This window comes from Acetobacter garciniae (assembly GCF_017377735.1).
Lineage (GTDB): Bacteria > Pseudomonadota > Alphaproteobacteria > Acetobacterales > Acetobacteraceae > Acetobacter > Acetobacter garciniae.
In genome coordinates this window covers 167,884-185,355 of the sequence record NZ_JAFVMH010000004.1, presented here as the reverse complement: position 1 = coordinate 185,355, position 17,472 = coordinate 167,884, and the positions used below count along the sequence as shown (strand labels likewise).

The 17,472-nt window shown below is 62.2% G+C and carries 11 protein-coding genes; 2 read left to right on the top strand and 9 right to left on the bottom strand.

Features of this window, described 5'->3' with window-relative positions:
• Positions 1–23: 23 nt before the first annotated feature.
• The 3 genes from J2D77_RS10095 to J2D77_RS10085 form a co-directional block, all read right to left on the bottom strand.
• On the bottom strand, positions 24–1,370 hold the full coding sequence (locus tag J2D77_RS10095) for a DUF4910 domain-containing protein (RefSeq protein WP_207846157.1): 1,347 nt from the start codon (positions 1,368–1,370) through the stop codon (positions 24–26).
• A gap of 123 nt (positions 1,371–1,493) precedes the next feature.
• On the bottom strand, positions 1,494–2,129 hold the full coding sequence (locus tag J2D77_RS10090; RefSeq protein ID WP_207846156.1) for a DJ-1/PfpI family protein: 636 nt from the start codon (positions 2,127–2,129) through the stop codon (positions 1,494–1,496).
• Positions 2,130–2,304: 175 nt separating this feature from the next.
• Positions 2,305–3,645, bottom strand: a complete 1,341-nt coding sequence (locus J2D77_RS10085; RefSeq protein WP_207846155.1) for an MFS transporter — start codon at positions 3,643–3,645, stop codon at positions 2,305–2,307.
• A gap of 630 nt (positions 3,646–4,275) precedes the next feature.
• On the opposite strand from J2D77_RS10085, the gene J2D77_RS10080 reads away from it, so the two are divergent.
• On the top strand, positions 4,276–4,746 hold the full coding sequence (locus tag J2D77_RS10080) for a GAF domain-containing protein (protein ID WP_207846154.1): 471 nt from the start codon (positions 4,276–4,278) through the stop codon (positions 4,744–4,746).
• 8 nt (positions 4,747–4,754) lie between these two features.
• Here J2D77_RS10080 and mgtA read toward each other — a convergent pair whose 3' ends face one another.
• The 3 genes from mgtA to J2D77_RS10065 form a co-directional block, all read right to left on the bottom strand.
• Positions 4,755–7,334, bottom strand: a complete 2,580-nt coding sequence (gene mgtA / locus J2D77_RS10075; RefSeq protein WP_207846153.1) for a magnesium-translocating P-type ATPase — start codon at positions 7,332–7,334, stop codon at positions 4,755–4,757.
• Between the two features lie 62 nt (positions 7,335–7,396).
• The gene (locus J2D77_RS10070) at positions 7,397–8,104 is read right to left on the bottom strand and encodes a phosphoribosyltransferase (RefSeq protein WP_207846152.1); all 708 of its coding nucleotides are present in this window, start codon (positions 8,102–8,104) and stop codon (positions 7,397–7,399) included.
• A 68-nt stretch (positions 8,105–8,172) separates the two neighbouring features.
• Positions 8,173–9,519 carry an erythromycin esterase family protein gene (locus tag J2D77_RS10065; protein ID WP_230975703.1) on the bottom strand — a complete coding sequence of 449 codons (1,347 nt, stop codon included), beginning with the start codon at positions 9,517–9,519 and terminating at the stop codon, positions 8,173–8,175.
• Positions 9,520–9,841: 322 nt separating this feature from the next.
• Here J2D77_RS10065 and J2D77_RS10060 point away from each other — a divergent pair, with 322 nt between their 5' ends.
• Positions 9,842–11,362 carry a CYTH and CHAD domain-containing protein gene (locus J2D77_RS10060; protein ID WP_207846150.1) on the top strand — a complete coding sequence of 507 codons (1,521 nt, stop codon included), beginning with the start codon at positions 9,842–9,844 and terminating at the stop codon, positions 11,360–11,362.
• Between the two features lie 224 nt (positions 11,363–11,586).
• Here the strand turns inward: J2D77_RS10060 and J2D77_RS10055 are convergent, their stop codons facing one another.
• Genes J2D77_RS10055 through J2D77_RS10045 form a run of 3 tightly spaced genes read right to left on the bottom strand, consistent with a single transcriptional unit; the run spans position 11,587 to position 17,414 of the window.
• Complete coding sequence (locus tag J2D77_RS10055; protein WP_207846149.1) at positions 11,587–12,894, bottom strand: haloacid dehalogenase-like hydrolase; 1,308 nt, start codon at positions 12,892–12,894, stop codon at positions 11,587–11,589.
• Positions 12,894–14,927 (bottom strand): phosphocholine-specific phospholipase C, encoded by a 2,034-nt coding sequence (locus tag J2D77_RS10050; RefSeq protein WP_207846148.1) that lies wholly within the window; start codon positions 14,925–14,927, stop codon positions 12,894–12,896. Before J2D77_RS10050 ends, J2D77_RS10055 begins: the two co-directional genes overlap by 1 nt.
• A gap of 45 nt (positions 14,928–14,972) precedes the next feature.
• Entirely contained in the window at positions 14,973–17,414 is a 2,442-nt protein-coding gene (locus J2D77_RS10045; RefSeq protein WP_207846147.1) for a TonB-dependent receptor, read from the bottom strand.
• Positions 17,415–17,472: the final 58 nt, after the last annotated feature.

Here is a 17,472-nt window from a genome sequence, read left to right as displayed (position 1 = left end):
ATGAGCTAGGGTCGGGTGCGGGTTCAGTCGGCGTTGGCGCGCACGAGCCCTGCCTTGCTCAATGCATGTGTGGCGGCCATGACGGCGCCGAATGGCTTGCCCGATCGGTCGGCGATATCGAGCAGGGAATGCGTACCATCGGCCAGGTTGAGCACCCATAGCAACGTCATCTGGTCGATGGCGTGCCCCGGTTCTGCCTCTGTGGTGTTCGTGCCGCCGATTACCTTGTAAAGACCGCGCCGCCCCAGTTGGGGTTCGCAAAAGGGGTTGAGGCTGGTCAGCGTGGTATCCGCCTCCATCATCGCGATCATGTTCGCAATCATGCGGTATGAACCGGCAAGGGCGGCAGGTGTTATGAAATCCAGATTATCCGCCGATGTGTGGTATTGCGCAAAAGTACCATTGCGCGAGCGCATGAGACAGCCAACCGGCAGGTTGAAGCCGGGCGAACAATATTGCCGTTCGTCATAGCCGTATGGTTCGAACGGCACAATCTGTGCGCCGGGCCAGCGGCTGAGCAGATAGGCGGCATAACGGTCCACCGGTGCGTCGCCCTGGCGTGACTGCTTGTAGGTGGGTGGGGCTTCATCCCCCAGGCAACTGAGCACCAGCCCGTGGCGAATGCGGTCCACCGTATTACGGTTGATGGCCAGCCAGGTGATCGCTCCGATCGTGCCCGGTATGAACACGAACCGATAGGACAGCCTGCGCGCGGGCCCGGCCTGTAATGCGCGCACCAATTCGATGGCTATGGCAATGGAGGAAAGATTGTCGTTGGCAAGCGAGGGGTGGCAGCAATGGACCGAGAACAGGACCTCATCCGCCTGTTTGCCGGGAATGCGTACCTCGCCATAGCTCAACACACCCGGGCGCAGGTCCGTGTCGATCTCGATATCGTATTCCGCATCGGTCAGGGCCGCGCGCTGATGTTCGGAAACACAAAAACCCCAGCTTTCGTTATAATAGCTGGTGCGGTAGGGGATCAGGTCCGGCTGGTCCGGCAGGGAATACAGATGCTCTTGCAGGACATCGCGTGACACGCGTGCGCGCATGGGCGTGCTGTATTGGACCAGATGCAGGTTGCTTTGCGCGAAGTCGATCACCACCTCGCCATTCGTGCGGCAGATCCGTGCGGTGCGGACATTCCATTCCAGCGGCACCTGCCAGTCGAAGACCTGCGTGCCACTGCCGATATGGTGAATGTGAAAATTGTCGATATATTCGCCAATATAGGACAGTGTCTGGCGAATGCCCTCCCCGGTGATGCTACGGCAGATGGGGAACAGCCTGCGGGCATGGTCATGGAGCTGGTCCGGTTTGCCGCCTGAGGGTGCGCCAGGTATGGCCAGGGGGAAGGCGCATATCGTCATGGAGATTCCTCGACCGGTTGAAGACAGGATCGCCCCACAAAGCAGGACGCTGTCTCCAGACACGAACGGAAGCCATGAGCCTCGGGTTCCCCGCACGGATCATATGCGGGGGTGGTGCAGCCTTCAGGCAGACAAAGCCGGGGATCGCACCGGTGTTGTATCGGCCAGGCTTGGCAGGATATGCGCCATGCTGCGCGTGACGTAGCTTTCCTTTTCACCAACCGGGGCTACGTAATGCAGGGCGTCCTGTGCGGCTTGCGGGCCTTCAAGGCGGGCAATGACCCATGCCGCCAGATAGGGGGAGGCCAGGCAGCCGCCAGCCGTTGCGATATTGCCGCGCGCAAAGAATGGCTGTTCGAGCACGCGCACCCCCGCTTCCTTCACCCAGGGTCTGGTTGTCAGGTCCGTGCAGGCGGGAATTGTGTCCAGCAGGCCAAGCTTTGCCAGGATCAGGGTGCCCGAACACTGCGCGCCCAGAAGCTGGCGGGATGGATCAAGCTTCAGCCGGTCCATGATCTGGCTGTTGGCCACGATGTCGCGGGTCAGCATACCGCTGCCGATCAGCACGGCATCGGCACGGCTGGCTTCTTCCAACGTGGCTTGTGCCTCGATCACCACACCGTTCATGGAGGTCACACGCGCGGTGGGGCAGGCAAGGGATACACGCCAATCCGGCTTTTTGACCCGATTGAGAACCCCCAGGGCGATCAGGGAGTCGAGTTCGTTGTATCCATCGAAAGTGAGAATGGCGATATGCATGGGCCGGGCTTTCCAGAAAACCGGCTGTCTCTGCCGGGACTGTCGGCCAGGGACAGTCTTTTTCCTTCTGGACGATTTACCCCGACGCGGCCAGATTTTTCTGGAAAACGCGACATCACCTGCATGATAGGCAAAAAAAGCCCCGGCCACAAGGTTGGGCCGGGGCGGGCGGTTTTCAGGCTGCCTGGCCCACGGCATAATCATCCTGCCGGGCGCGGTTCTGCTTTTTTTCCAGCATTTCCGTATGGCGGCGCGCTTCGGGGGAGATGCGCAGGCACAGGGTCAGGACACCGGCGGCAAGGTAGAGACCCGAAAATGTCCAGATCACGCCTTCCAGCCCCATGCCAAGCCAGGATTCACACACCCCCACGACAGCAGGCCCGACCCAGGTGCTTGCCCCCGCACCCAGCCCCAGAATGGACAGGGCGGCGGCTTTTTCCTTGGGGCAGATCAGCGGCATCAGCCCGGACATGGGCACAAAGGCCGCAACCGTTCCGCCGTAGATAAAGCCCGCAATGGCGGCAAGCGTGAAGTTGCCCGGATACCACAGCGGCACGTAGTAGAAGAGCGGAATGGTGATGCAGCACCCCACACAGCCGCCAACGGCAACCACGAACCGGTGGCCCAGCTTGTCAGCAAGCATGCCCGCGGCAAGGTTGAACAGAATATTGCCCAAAAAGATCAGGGACAGCAGGTCCAGCCACTGGGCTTGCGAAAAATGCAGCACGTCAATGAAGAAAGCGGGCATGATCGCCAGGAACGCGTATTCCGAGGATGTGTCGACCGTGCGGATAATGCCAGCCGCAAGGGTTTTGGGCTCGCGCCACATGATGCTGATGGAACCGAAAAAGACCTGCTTTTTATCCATGTTTGCAGGAACCAGCGGCTTCGATCCGGTCGGTTCGCGCACACCGAACAATGCGATCAGCCCACCCAGGATAACCAGGCCCAGCGAACACCAGAATGTTGCAAGCTCGCCGATATAGGGAATGGTGTAGCGTGCGAACTGCGAACCCAGTGTGGGCAGCCCGGCGGAAAAGGAAAACCAGAACCACCCGGCGGCCGAACCCAGCATGCGTGCGGGCGTGACAGCCGCGATCCAGACCAGGAAACCGTACGCGAACAGCGGATAGGCAAAGCCGCGCAGCGTATAGAACAGCAGGGTCATGGTCAGGTTGTCAGGGCCCAGGCCCAGCGCCAGGAAGCCTGCTTCAAGCACTGCCCACAAAAAGAGCCCCGCCCACATGGTGCGGCGCGGCCCGTAAAGATCGGACAGGGGCCCCGCCAGCCATGCGGAAATCATGACAGCCACGCCATATGTCGTGAACATCAGGTTCACATCGCCCTGGGTATGGCCATGGTGGAGCATGAAGGTGTCGAGATACCCGGCCTCCACCCCGTCACCGACCATGAAAAGCAGCAGGCCGACGAAACCGAAAAACAGGGATGGGGGAATGCCCAGACGTGCGGAAAATCCGCGAGGTTGTGTAGCAGTCTGAGGGCTTGTCTCTGGCAAGACGCTCTCTCCTTATAAATTTCAGTGCAGCCCGCGATAGGACAGAGCCCGAAGGAGACCGGACGGCGGGCATGCGTGATGCTGGGCCCCCGCGATGACACAGCAGGGCCGACTGGATGCGAGCACGAAAACAGGATCGCGCATCACGGAATGGAAAGCACAGATGATGTGTGTTGAGGGGTTTATATAATCATTCTTTCTATATTTCAAGATATTTTTTATAAATAAAGATCACGCCGACAATGAATGAGTCTCTTTTTTATTTCCGTTTGTTATTTTATTTTATGTGTATTCATATGTATGAATAATTGTATTTAGGTTTTGTTTTTCTTGGGAAGGGAAAATGAATTCCTGTACCATTTTTTCCAAAAAAACTCTGCGCCGCCGCTTCTGATCACCGGGTTTCGGGCCGGATGGTGGTTTTATCTATTCAGGAAATGTATTTATTATTCCAAGGTCTTTTGAAGGGCGCGGGGGCCGGCCAGGGGGGCTTGGCCCGGCATGGCGCAGGTGCCCCCTTGCGGGGTCGCGCAACTATTCATTCGCTCCATTACGGCAAGGGGGATTGACCTGTGGGCGCCCGTCGTGCCCAGTCGGCATTGCCCCAATGTTGCATAGGAATGATAGGCCATGGTTGCTCCGACCCAGCGCCTGACGATAGCGGATCTTGTCCCGGCCGTGACCGCGGTGGTAGCGGACGAGACGGATCTGATCGCCAACATGGCCAATATCTCGGCCCTGATTTTCGAAGCCATGCCGGATCTGAACTGGGCGGGTTTCTATCTGTGGAAAGACGGGCAACTGGTGCTGGGCCCGTTCCAGGGCCGCATGGCCTGTACCCGTATACCGCTTGGCAAGGGTGTGTGCGGCACGGTGGCACAGGAGCGAAGAACGCGTGTCGTGCCCGACGTGCATGATTTTCCCGGCCATATCGCCTGCGATGCGGCCTCCGCCTCCGAGATCGTGGTGCCGGTGCTGGCGGGTGGGGCGCTGCTGGGCGTGCTCGATGTGGACAGCCCGCTGAAGGACCGCTTCACGCAGGCGGACCGGATCATGCTCGAAGCGATTGTCCAGGCCCTGGTGCAGGCGCTCGCCCGGTAAGGGAGTGTTCAGCGTGGCCGGGTCGGGATGATCGCAAACCGTTTGATCGCTTCCGCGCAGACAAGATAAAGCCCGACAAGCAGGCCGATGGTCAGGGCCACGGGCAAAGGCGGGGGATCGAAGCCGAACCAGGCGCGCAGCGGGGTAAAGGGCAGGACCAGCGCCAGCGCCAGTGCTGCGAGCGAGGAGACCACAAGGGCTGCCCCCGGTCGGGCATGCCAGGCGCGGCCATTGGTCCTGATAATGAAAATGACCAGAATTTGCGTGGCCATGGATTCAAGGAACCAGGCGGTGCGGAATTCGGTCTCCCTTGCCTGAAAAACGAAGACAAGAACGCCAAATGTCGCAAGGTCGAAGATCGAGGACAGCGGCCCCATCACGGCGGCGAAGCGCACAAGGGCCCGCATGTCCCATACCTGCGGCCTGGCGACGGCTTCTGGCCTTACGGTGTCGAAGGGAATCCCGATTTCCGAAAAATCGTAAAGCAGGTTGTTCAACAGGATCTGGGTCGGCAACATGGGCAGGAAGGGCAGCGTGACCGACGCAATGGCCATGGACAGCATGTTGCCCAGGTTGGAACTGGCCGCCATGCGCACATATTTCAGGATATTGGCGAATGTCCGCCGCCCTTCCTCCACCCCGTCGGCCACGACCTCAAGGTCCGGGGCCAGAAGGATCATATCGGCCGCCGCCTGGGCAACACCCGTGGCCCCCGAGACCGACAGCCCGATATCAGCCACTTTTAGCGCCGGTGAATCGTTTATGCCGTCGCCCAGGTAACCCACAACAGCCCCCCGGGCCTGAAGGGCGTGGACAATCCGCGATTTCTGGTCCGGCGCCAGGCGACCATAGGCGTGAACCGTCTGGACCTGGACGGCCAGTGCCTCATCGCTCAGGGCTGCAATGTCAGGGCCCGACAGAATGGTGCTGACATCGATCCCGACCAGACCTGCAACCCGGCGGACAATGACCGGATCGTCCCCCGACAGGATCCGCAGCGCGATCCCTCGTTCCTTGAGCCGGGTAATCGCGGCACTTGCGGTGGGTTTGGGCGGATCGGTAAAGGTGCACAGCCCTTCGAAAACCAGCCCGGTCAGGGCGTGGTCGTCAATGTCGTTCGCAGCACCGCCCCATGGGCGCGACGCGATGGCGATGGTTCTTTTCCCCTCCTCCGCCAGGGTCTGGATGCGGCTTGTGATCAGCGCATGTGCGGGCTCGTCCAAGGGGGGCGTGCTGTCCGCGCGCAGGGTGGTGCACAGGGGCAGGATGGCTTCGACCGCGCCTTTGACGATCAGCAGCGGGCCTTCGGGCCCAAGGGCCAGGACCGAGCCAAGCCTGCGGCTGAAATCGAAGGGGCGCTGGGCCTGCAACGTCCAGCCCGCATCCCCCGGTGTTGCGGGAAATTCCGCCAATGCCTGGTCGAGCGCTCCGCGGTCACCCCCCAGTCGTGCCGCGATCGCCCCCAGCATGGCCGGGCGCGGGGCAGGGCGGCCAGCCGCATCAAGCGTGTCAGCCAGCGTGATTTCGGCCGAAGTCAGTGTTCCGGTCTTGTCCGTGCATAGCACGGTCATGGCCCCCAGATCGTGTATGGCGGCAAGGCGTTTGACAATAACCTTGCGCCGCGCCATGCGCACCGCCCCGCGTGAAAGGGTGACGGTGGTGATCATGGGCAGCAGTTCGGGTGTCAGCCCCACGGCCAGCGCCACGGCGAACATCAGCGATTCCAGGGCGGGCCTGCCCATGATCACCCGCATGGCCAGAACGATCACCACAAGGGCCAGTGTCAGCCGGGCGATGACCAGCCCGAAGGCATGCAGGTCACGCTGGAAGGGGGAGGGGGCCTGCGCCTCGTCCAGGATCGCGGCCGCACTGCCGAACAACGTGGCGCGTCCGGTGCCGACCACCAGGGCCGTGGCCTCTCCCGTCTGGGCCACGGCACCCCGGAACACCGCGTTGGTGGCGTCGGCCGGGCTTTGGGCCGCAACCGTGCCGGGGCGTTTTTCCACCGGATAGGGCTCACCGGTCAGGGCGGCCTCATCCACCGTGAAACTGTTGCTGGCCAGAACCCGTGCATCGGCGGGTATGATATCGCCGCCCCGCACACGCACTATATCGCCGGGCACGACGGTGCTGACATCGACCGGCACAAAAATGCCATCGCGCCGGACTTCCGCGCGCAGGGCCACGGATTGTTTCAGGGCTTCGGCGGCCTTGAGCGCATATCCCTCCTGAACGGTGTCGAGCCCGATGGACAGGACCAGAATGGCCACGATAATGGACCCGCCGCTGGCATCGCCCGTCGCCACGGACACAGCCCCCGCCCCCAGCAGGATAAGGGAAAGCGGTTCGAACAGGCGCCGCATGACGGCGCGTGGCGTGCTGGTGGTGTGGGGCTTGCTGTCGGTATTGGGGCCGTACTGCTCCAGGCGGCGCTTGGCTTCCCCCGCACTCAGGCCCTCCGGCCCGGATTGCAGGGCCTGGCCCAACGCCTCGGGCGGGAGGGTCCAGAACAGGGCCAGGTCTGGGGGGTGGCTGTCCCCCGTGTTATGGGGCTGTGTCGGTCCTGGCGTGTTCGGGGGAGGGGACATGGTGGGAATGCTTTTTCGTCAGGGACCGGGCTTTTGGGCGGGACGGGCCGTATCGGCGTGCGTCATGCCTGCTTCGGCACTTTGCGCCCCGCACCCGCCGATCGGGCATTTTCCCGTTGGTCGGCGGCTTCGATCAGGCGCATGACCTCGGTATCCTCGACTTGCGAAAAGTCTTCGTAAAACGCACCAACGGCGGCAAGGCGGGCTGGCTGGATCAGGCTGACCACCTGATCGCATTCGTCGCTGAGAAGCTGGAGGCTGTCGGGGGCCGCAACCGGTACCGCCAGCACAAGCCGGGCGGGGTGGTTGCGGCGCAGGGCCTGCAAGGCTGCGCGCATGGTGCCACCCGTGGCGATCCCGTCATCCACCACGATCACCACCCGGCCGGTCACGGGGCGCGGTTGGCGGTTGCCGGTGTAAAGCCAGCGCTGGCGTTCGATTTCACGCAACTGGCGGTCCACGACCGTCTGGATTGTCTGCGCATCGATCTGCATGGCCCGCAGAATGGCCTGGTCCAGCACGACCTGCGGGGCTGCTCCGTCCACCACCGCACCCAGCCCGTATTCCTCGTGACCCGGCATGCCGATCTTGCGAACGAACAGCAGGTCCATCTCCGCGTTCAGGGCCTGGGCGACTTCGAACGCCACGGGCACCCCGCCGCGTGGTAATGCCAGAACCAGGGGGTGGGTGGCAGCAAGCGGGAGCAGCGCTGCACCCAGCGCTTGTCCCGCTTCGCACCGGTTTTTAAAAAATTGCGCGGAATCAGACATTTTTTAATGCCTCCTGTCGGTTTCCACCGCCCGGGGCGGAGCCGGCGCGAAAGCGTGACGAACCGGGCCTACAGGCCGAATGGCCAGGTTTCGGGCGCGCCATGCGGGTGTTCGGGCCCCAGCGGGGCAACGGCTTTTGTCTGTTCGAACCAGACAAAGGCATCGAACTGATCGGCCAGCGATGCTTCGAAATAATGGCTGGCCAGTTCGGTTTCGGGGCGATAGATCACGCCCACCGCCCGTTCGCGCAGCGGGGTGCTCAACTGTTCGCGCAGCAGGGGGTTGCCGTGCCGCCACTCGGTCAGGCTGCATGCAAGCCCGGCGCGCGAAAAGGCATGTTCGTAACTGTCGGGCCGGGCGGGGCGCAGCGCCTTGACCTCCATCGGCCCGTCCCATGTGCTGGCGGCGGCCACGGTGCCGCGATCGGTGCCAAAGCCGATCAGCACCGCATCGTCCCCATGGGCCATGCGGCATAGCTCGCCAATATTGAACTGCCCTTCCCACCCCATGGCGGTGGCGGCGGCGTTTCCCACATGCGAATTATGCGCCCATACGACCGCCTTGGCTGCATCGCCCCGGTGGGTGAGCAAAGCTTGCAGCGTTGCGAACATATGCCGATCGCGCAGGTTCCAGCTTTCGTTCGTGCCACGATACATGATGCGGTAATACTGCTCGGCCGCGCGCACGACGCGGGCGTTCTGCACCGCGTCGAACCAAGCCTCCCCATCGTCGTGCAGAGCGTGCAGGCGCTGGGCCAGAAGGTCGCGCAATTGGGCGACGGCGGCATTTTCGCAACTGTCGCTTTGCGCGCGTATCGCCATCTGGCCGTAAAGGGCGGGGTTGTCCTGCCAGGGTGTCAGGCATCCGTAACGCTGGCGGGCCTGCTTTGCCGCCTGCTGGTCGTGGGTGTCCAGATAGTCCAACACCGCATGAATGGACTGGCCAAGACTGTAGATATCCAGCCCATGAAAGGATACACGCTGATCGGCCATGCAGCTTTCGTTATGGTGGTGCAGCCAGCGGACAAAAGCCGCGACATCCTCATTCCGCCACATCCAGGCGGGAAAGCGCGTGAAGGCAGGGCCACGCCAGGGGCGGCGCGCGTTGTGGCGTACGTAATCGTCAATCCGGGCGGCGTCGGGCCAGTCCGCCTCTACCGCGACAATGCTGAAACCATGGCGTTCGATCAGCCTGCGCGTAATGGCCGCCCGCGCGCGGTAGAATTCCGCACTGCCATGGGTTGCCTCCCCCAACAGGATGACCCGCGCATCGCCAAAGCGGTCGAAACAGGTACCGAACGCCTCGATTTCTTCCAGCGCGGGCAGGGGTTCACCATAGTCCTGCAGGGCCGCGACCAGACGTTCGGGCACGCTGTCATCGTGCAAAGTCATGCGGGGCGCAGTTTCGACAGTCATGGGCGTTATCCCCATTGGCGTAAGGGCTCAGCCAGCCGAGCCATGGCGTTGGTCCGGAAGTTTGTCAGCCGTCAGGGCACGCATTTTTCCCAAACACGCTCGGGTGCGATCCTGTCTGGTGTAACGCATGGCGGTGGATTTATTTGCAAGAAATGAAGGGATGCGAGGCGGCCCTGACCAGTATTTTTGGCAAGCTCCTGCCCTGTGTGCCCCGATTGCGGGAGCCCTTGCGTTTTTCCTCGCGCAGGTCGTGCATCCGCGGCACTCTGTATCGCGTTGCAGAGCGGTAAGACCCTGCCCGCCCGGATTGTCAGGAGAGACGATGACCGCCCCGACATCGCCCCCGCAGGAAATCGAGCTGAAACTGCTTTTTTCGGCCCCGGATCGCCCGGGTCTCGATCGGCATCCCGCCTTGTGCGACGGGCTGGTGTCCGGCGTGGTCCACCACCATCTGCTCACCACCTATTACGATACACCAGCCCTTGCCTTGTACGAGAAAGGATTGTCCCTACGGGTGCGGCAGTCCGGCGGGGCCTATACCCAGACCTTGAAGTCGGATGCAGCGGGCGGCGGGCTTGCCGCCAGCCGCGATGAATGGGCATGGCCCGTCAGGACAAACCGGCCCGATACGACCCTGCTGGCCAAGACGCCGGCAGCAGTCTTCGGGCCTGCGCTGGCTGAAAAGCTGATGCCGGTCCTGGTCAGCGATATTCGGCGCAGCGTGCATCTTGTGGCGTATGGGGGCGCGGTGATCGAGGCGGCGATCGATGAAGGCGCGGTCCGCGCCGGCGGGGGGGAAGAGCCGGTCCGCGAACTGGAACTGGAACTGAAGGAAGGCCCCGTTTTGCAGGTCTATTGCCTGGCGTTGCGCCTGCTGGCCGACCTGCCCCTGCGGATCGGGGTCGAAACCAAGGCCGGGCGTGGGTACCGGCTGTTACGGGGTGGGCTGCCCGAACCGGTGGCCGAACCTGTGGTGCTCCTGGCCCCGGAAACCCCGACCGAGGATGCGTTCAGGATGATCGTGCGCTCCCAACTGGCGGTCCTGATCGGCAACCAGCCTGCGGCCGAGGCCGGGCAGCCCGACGGCATACATGACATGCGGGTTGCGATCCGCAAGCTCCGCACGGTGCTGCGGCTGTTCACCCCCCGTCTTGCTCCGCCGGAACTGGAACGGTTCGAAGAGGCATTGCAGCGACTGGGGCAGGTGCTTGGCGTGGCAAGGGATTGGGATGTGTTCTGCCTGCAAACCCTGCCTGCGGCCTTTGACCCCCGGGAACTGGATGAATGCCCGCAGCTTGTCGCGGCGGCCGAAGAAAAAAGGGCCGCCGCCCATGAGGATCTGCATGCGGAACTGAGCGGTCCCGCCCCGACCATGATGGCGCTGGAGCTTATGGCCTGGGTGGAGGATACGCCCTTTGTTCCGGGCAGCGCAGCTGACCCGGATCCCCTTTGTGCGTTTGTGCCCAAACGGCTCGACCGGTTTGCCCGCAAGGTCGCGCGTCGCGGTCGGGGGGTGGGGCATCTGGACCCCAAGGGGCTGCATACTTTGCGCAAGGCGCTGAAAAGGCTGCGCTACAGTGCCGATTATTTCACGGCCTTCTATCCGGCCCGTCACGTCAAACCGTACCTCAAGCTGGGGCGGGGCCTGCAATCCGCATTGGGCGAGATCAATGACGCGGCGGTGGCCGCAACCCTGGCCGACAGCCTGGCCCTGGCCCATCCGAACCTTGCGTCCTTTTGTGCGGATATCGTCCAGCGGAGCCATAAACGAAGGAAAAAATCGCTGCACGACCTGCCGCGCCTATGGAAGGATTTTCACAAGACAGACGAGTTCTGGCGATAAAGCCGCGTCATTCCTTGACCCGGAGCATCAAAATCCGTCCCGGCGAGGCACGGAGTGCCTTCGCCCGAACTGGCGGATCAAAGGGGGATGCCAGCCCGAAACGCAGCCCTTAGGCCGATCTGATCAGATTTTGACGCACCGCCTGAATACCAAACCGGTCGGGCACGCGTCAGATCCGGGATCGGCTTTGGGCAAACCGGCAGGAAGGTGCTGGGCTCAGCCCGTCACGCCTTATCTGCCAGCAGGCGCGGGGTGTCTTCGCCCAGTTTTATCGCCCGTTCGGAGGGGCGCCATTCCCCCGTATTCTCATTGCGGCCCTGGAGCAGGAAACGGGGGTGCTTGTCATCGATCTGGGCCGCCGCCCTGGCGGAAAGCTGGCCGATTTCCCCGCCCAGGCAGCGGTTGACGATCAGGGCATGTCGGGTGTCGGCAAAGGCGGTCATCATCGCGTAATCGCCACTGCTGTCGCCGCAGACCAGAACCGGTCCGTAACCGCGCTTGTCGGCAAGGGCCGCGTGCAAGGCGCGCACCTTGCCAGCCTTGACCGTAACGGGCCAGCCCGCTGCCGGCTCCAGCCCAAGCTTGCCGCCCGGCCAGGTCATACGCACGCCCAGGATATTCTCACGCGGGAGGTTATAGCCAAAATCCGGGTCGGTCGCGAAAACGGCCACGACGTCTTCGAGTGATGCGGAGCAGACAAACACATCTATGCCGCAGCGGCGCAGGGTTGCCTGCAGGTCGGCAATTTCGGGCGTCAGGCGCAGGGCGGTCAGGGCCGGGCAGGCGACAAGCCCCGCACGGCCCGGGCGCTGCGCGGGTGTGGTCCACATATCCTGCCTGATACCCTGACCAAGGTGCCAAAGATTGGAATCCTTGGCGAGGGCCGCAAGCTGTTCATGCGACAGGCCACTGAACAGCCGGATGATCCAGCGGCAGGATACATCGGCGTCATAGCTGGCATCGATCGCGTTATAGGCGAACAGTAATTTGCTTTTCAGGCTCAGCAGGGCCGGATTATCCATAGGGATCGGGCCTGAACGGGCGGCCAGTGCCGTATAGTCCGCAAGCAGGTCGGCCTGGATGTCGCCCAGCGATACGGGCTTGCCGGTCGTTGTGGTCAATGTGGGATCGAGCGGGCGGGCTGGCACATCCAGCGCGATCGCACGCGCAAAATCCTGCGGGGACAATGCGAACCGGAAATGGGTCGCCGCATAGCGCATCAGCGTTTCTTCGCAGTCGCCCGCAATGCAGGTATTGTCCCAGTCGAACACGGCATAGGGTTTTTGCGCCGGGTTGTAATGGGGGCTGCCGATACCGTAATTGGCAATAAGGCGTTGAAGAAATGCCCGGTTTCGCGGTGCCCATTTCAGGGGTGCAAGATCGCCATGGGCGGCGGGGGCGGGCAGGTCCGGCGCTGTATCGGCGGCAAGGGGGGCCGCATCGGCAAAAATGCCGCCAGCAAGGCGGGGGGCCAGCAGGGTACCGAACGCCGCACCGCCCGCAGCAATAAGCTGCCGCCGCGAAACGGCCATCAAGCGTGGACCCCGGCAGTACCCCTGCCCATCAGCGGATCGGTGCGGCTGGGGCGGCCGGTTTCCACATGCCCGGCGAACTGCGCCAGCAATGTCTTGCCGTGGAAAATGGAAAGATCGTACCAGTGGTCCTGTTTCGCCACCGGCAACTGCGCGACCTGTGGTGTATCCCCGCTTACGACAAGTGTTTCGTTCGTGCCCGCATAGGCATCGTGCAGCCGCAGGCTCAGCGATGCTGCTTTGGTGCCGGCGCCGCGTGACAGGGAGAGGGTTACAAAATCCAGCGTGGGGTCCACGCTCAGCGCGGCAAGGAGTGTGCCTGCCGCATCGAACGCGCGGTAAAACCCGTTGGGACCATGCACCGTAACCACGCCGGTATTTTGCACGGCAGCATTCAGTTCAGCCCCCGCCCCTAATGTAAAGTGCCGCGCACCTGTGGCGTCGATCACCCGCAGCACGGCCCCTTCGGCCCCGCTATTGCCCAGGCGAATCTGCCCGGGTTCGATCAGGTCGGCATGGAGCGCATAAGGCAGCGGGCGGGCGGGGCGTTGGCCTGCCTCCTGCACCGGCGCATGTTGGTGGGTCGGAATTTGTGGCGCGGGCAGCATGCAGGAATGGCGTGTTTCAGCCAGATAATCGGCGGTGTTCGGTAGTTCCGCCGTCCAGACCGGATCTGGCCGGGTGAAATCGAATACCGAGGTCAGGTCGCCCGAAATCGCCCGCCGCCAGGGCGTGACCAGCGGAGCCGCGACGCCGAAACGCGCTTCGAGAAAACGCAGGACTGACGTATGGTCGAAGACCTGCGAATTGACCCACCCGCCTTTTGTCCACGGCGAGATGATAATGGCAGGCACGCGTGGGCCAAGCCCTACAGGCACGCCGTGAAAGCTCTCCCCCGCGGTGCTGACGGTGCTGGCACCCTGTGTTGCGTCAAGTGCGGGAACCGGCGGCGGCACGTGGTCGAAAAAACCGTCATTTTCATCGTAATTGAGAATGAAGACAGTTTTTGCCCACACATCGGGGTAGCGGACAAACACGTCCATAAGCTGCGAGATCAGGAATTCCCCATAGCCCGGCGGGGCGTTGGGGTGTTCCGTCAGGGCCGTTGGCGGCACGATCCACGAGACCTGCGGCAGCGTGCCATTGGCGATATCGTGCTCGAAGGCCTGCACCAGGTACCGGCCTTCGGATGTATCCTTGTTTTCATGGGTCGAACCGGGAACGATCTGGCGGGCCTGGCGATACTGCCAGGATTTGGGGGAGACCTTCCTGAAGGCCGCGAAAGAGGCCAGCGGGTTGTCACCGAAATTGTCGTATTCCTGGTAGACGCGCCACGTCACCCCGGCCTTTTGCAGGCGTTCGGGGTAGGTTTCCCAACCGAAGGGTTTGAAATCCGGGTGGTCGAGCGCCATGTCGGCGGTCCAGTTGCCGTCATCGACATTGTCGATCACCTGCTTGCCGTCATCGCCCGCCGCCAGGCCGCTTGTGCCGGTAAAGAAATAGAGCCGGTTTGGGTTGGTCGGGCCGAAGATCGAGGCATGATAGGCGTCGCAAATGGTAAAGGCGTCGGCCAGCGCGTAATAATAGGGTATTTCGGTGCGGGTGAAATGGCCCATTGTCATGGCCGTTTTCCGCGCAATCCAGATATCCCAGTCGTTCCAGGCGGCCTGCGTGCCCTTCCAGCTATGGTCCAGGCTGGCCAGGCACGCGCTGGACGTATGGGCGGTTTCAAACTGGAATGGCAGAATATATTTGCCGTGGCCGTCAGGCTGGGCGAACACGCTGTGCCCGTCCTTGCGGCGTTCGGCGCGCGGGTCGCCATAACCCCGCACGCCGTTCAGGCAGCCGAAATAATGATCGAAGGAGCGGTTTTCCTGCATCAGGATCACCACATGCTCGACATCCTGGATCGTGCCCGTGGCGCGGTTGGGGGCTATGGCCAACGCGCGCTTGAGGTTGTCAGGCATGGCGCCACTTGCCGCAAGGGCTGCTGCGAACTTGAGAAAACTGCGGCGACCAGGCGTTGCGGACATCGAGGCAAGGCTCCTTGCGACTGTAAGACTAAAGGCGTGTTGCGCTCAGAAATGCTTGCGCAGGGTAAAGAAGACCATGCGCGGTGAGCCCGCCTGAAGGGTGGCGAAGGTATGTGACGGGTCAGAGAAGACGAACCCGTTACTCCCCACCGTTGCAACATAATGCTTGTCGAACAGGTTGCTGACATTGATCTGGGCGTCCAGCCCACGCAGGAAGAAATTGTCGCTATGCACGCGATAACCAAGGTTGAGGTTGAAAATATCGTTGGCCGGCACCCAGGAGTCGTTCAGGTAGGTATAGGTCCGCTTGTCCTGGAACTGCATGTTGACGTTGCCCCAGATGGTGCCGTCATCATAGCCAAGCTGCACGTTGGCGAGGTTACGCGGCATGGCCACGACATCCTTGCCCTTCGTGTAATAGGTGATCCCGCCCGTGGTCATGTTGTTATCGTATTTGGAGTCGTTGAAGGCGTAGGATGCGTAGATCGACCAGTTCATGGCAAAGCGGTAGTTGAAGGCCACGTCCACGCCGCGTGTCGTCACGTTACCCACGTTGGCCAGCACCGCGGCATTGCCCTGAATGCCAACACCCTGGGTAATGGAGGCCAGGCGGTTCTCGAATTCGACATAGTAACCGGTGACCGACGCCTGGATGTTGGAGTCGTGGTAGCGGTAACCGATTTCTTCCGAATAGGCCATTTCGGGGCGGATCTTGCCCTTGATGGCGTTGTAACCGGCGATTGTCGTGGCGAACGGGCTGGTGGCCCCCGTCTGGGAATTGTCGAACGCGGACATGTTGCGCGAGAAATCGGCGAAGATTTCGTTATGACGGTTCACGCGGTAATTGGCGCCGATCTGGGGCAGGAAGCCGTTGGACGACTGGATGGAACCCGACGGGTAGCCGTCATTGCCGATCACGCCCATCGAATTGCTGCCAAGCTGGCGGGCGGAGCTGTCCACGATCAGTGAACGGAAGCCGTAATTCAGCTTAAGGGCCGGGGTGACCTGCCAGTTATCCTGCAAATGGACCTGATAGGTCTTGGTGTTGAAGGCAGCCTGCCACGCGGTATCGAAGGAATTGCCCTTATACCAGTGGGTGCTGCCCGGCGTGGTGTCCAGCGCCAGCGGATAGAAGCGGCGTGCCTGTTCGAAATCGTTGTTTTCGAACCAGAAACCGCCTTCGATCGTGTGGGTGCCGATCTTGTAGGTCACACCGCCCATAAAGCCTTCGCGATGGATGCCGTATTCGGTCGTACGAACCGACAGGGGCGAGCCGCCCAGCGCTTCGGGTGTGGGTGTGTAAGGTGTTACCCACACGCCTTCACCGCTATTGGTGTGGCCGTAAACGGTCGCATAGGCCTTGAGCCTGCTATTGATATCGAAGTCGAACCGGCCATAGCCCATGGCGTCCTGCCGCAGGCCCGCCGCGTTGTAATACTCGAAATCGGGTGCGCTACCGTAGTTGGTGGTGCCGATGCCTGCCGGATAAGGGGTGTTGTTCTGGTAGGCATAGCCGATCTGCTTGGCCAGCGGGTAGTTGCCGGTAATGTTGTCAACCCGGTAGCCATACTGCTTGATGGTGGCGAGTGAGAGATCCTGGTAGTCGTTTTCCTGCCGCAAGGACCAGTCCCCGAACAGGGTCAGCTTGACGTGATCGCCCAGCGGCTGGACGAATTTCGCATTGGCCTGCTGCTGGCGCTGGATGCCGTCGCCCTTCCACTTGTTCGCGTCCTGATAGTCGTAGGAGACAAAGAACTTGCCGCCGCCAGGCAGCAGGCCGCTGTTGACGCGCATGAAGGTGCGCCAGGTCGAGGCCGAGCCGATCGTGCCCGACACATCCACGCCGAACTTGTCGGTGGGGGCGATGGAGGTGAATTCCAGGGCACCACCCAGGTTGTTGGCCGCCGCAACGCCGACCGAGCCGGCACCCTGGCTGAGTGTCGCAGCACCGTTGTTTTCGGTCTGGAGCGCACGACCGATGGAAAGGCCGTTGTCATTACCATAGGCTAGGTTGCCCAAAGGCACGCCATCCATGGTGAAGCCAAGGCGGCTCTGGTCGAAGCCGCGGATAATGATCTGCTGCGACCATTCATACGATCCCAGCGGATCGGACGAGGTGAACATGACCCCAGGCAGCTTGGACAGCGCCTTGAACGGGCTGGTGCCGGGCACATACTGCGAAATGGCGGTGCGCGAGACTGTCTGCGTTTCGCGCGCGGCACCCGCACCCAGAACCATGATGGCTTCCTGGTTGCGGGCCGTTACGGCCTTGCCGGGAACGGGTGCGGGGGCAGGAGCAGTGGCCGGACGTGCTGCGACGGTGGAGGTCGGGGTAGCGGTTTTTGCCGCGGATTTGGTGGCGGCCTGGGAGGCGGAGTGCGTGGCAGACTGCGACTTGGTGCGTGTCGTTGCTGCGTTGGCGGTCGCCCCGGAGATCATCACGGTAGTGAGGCAAGTGGAAAGAAAGAGCTTTTTGCTACGGGTCATACCCTCACCTTTAAGTTGTCTGTTCCGGCCAGCCGGTCCCGGCGCGGGGCGGCTGAAG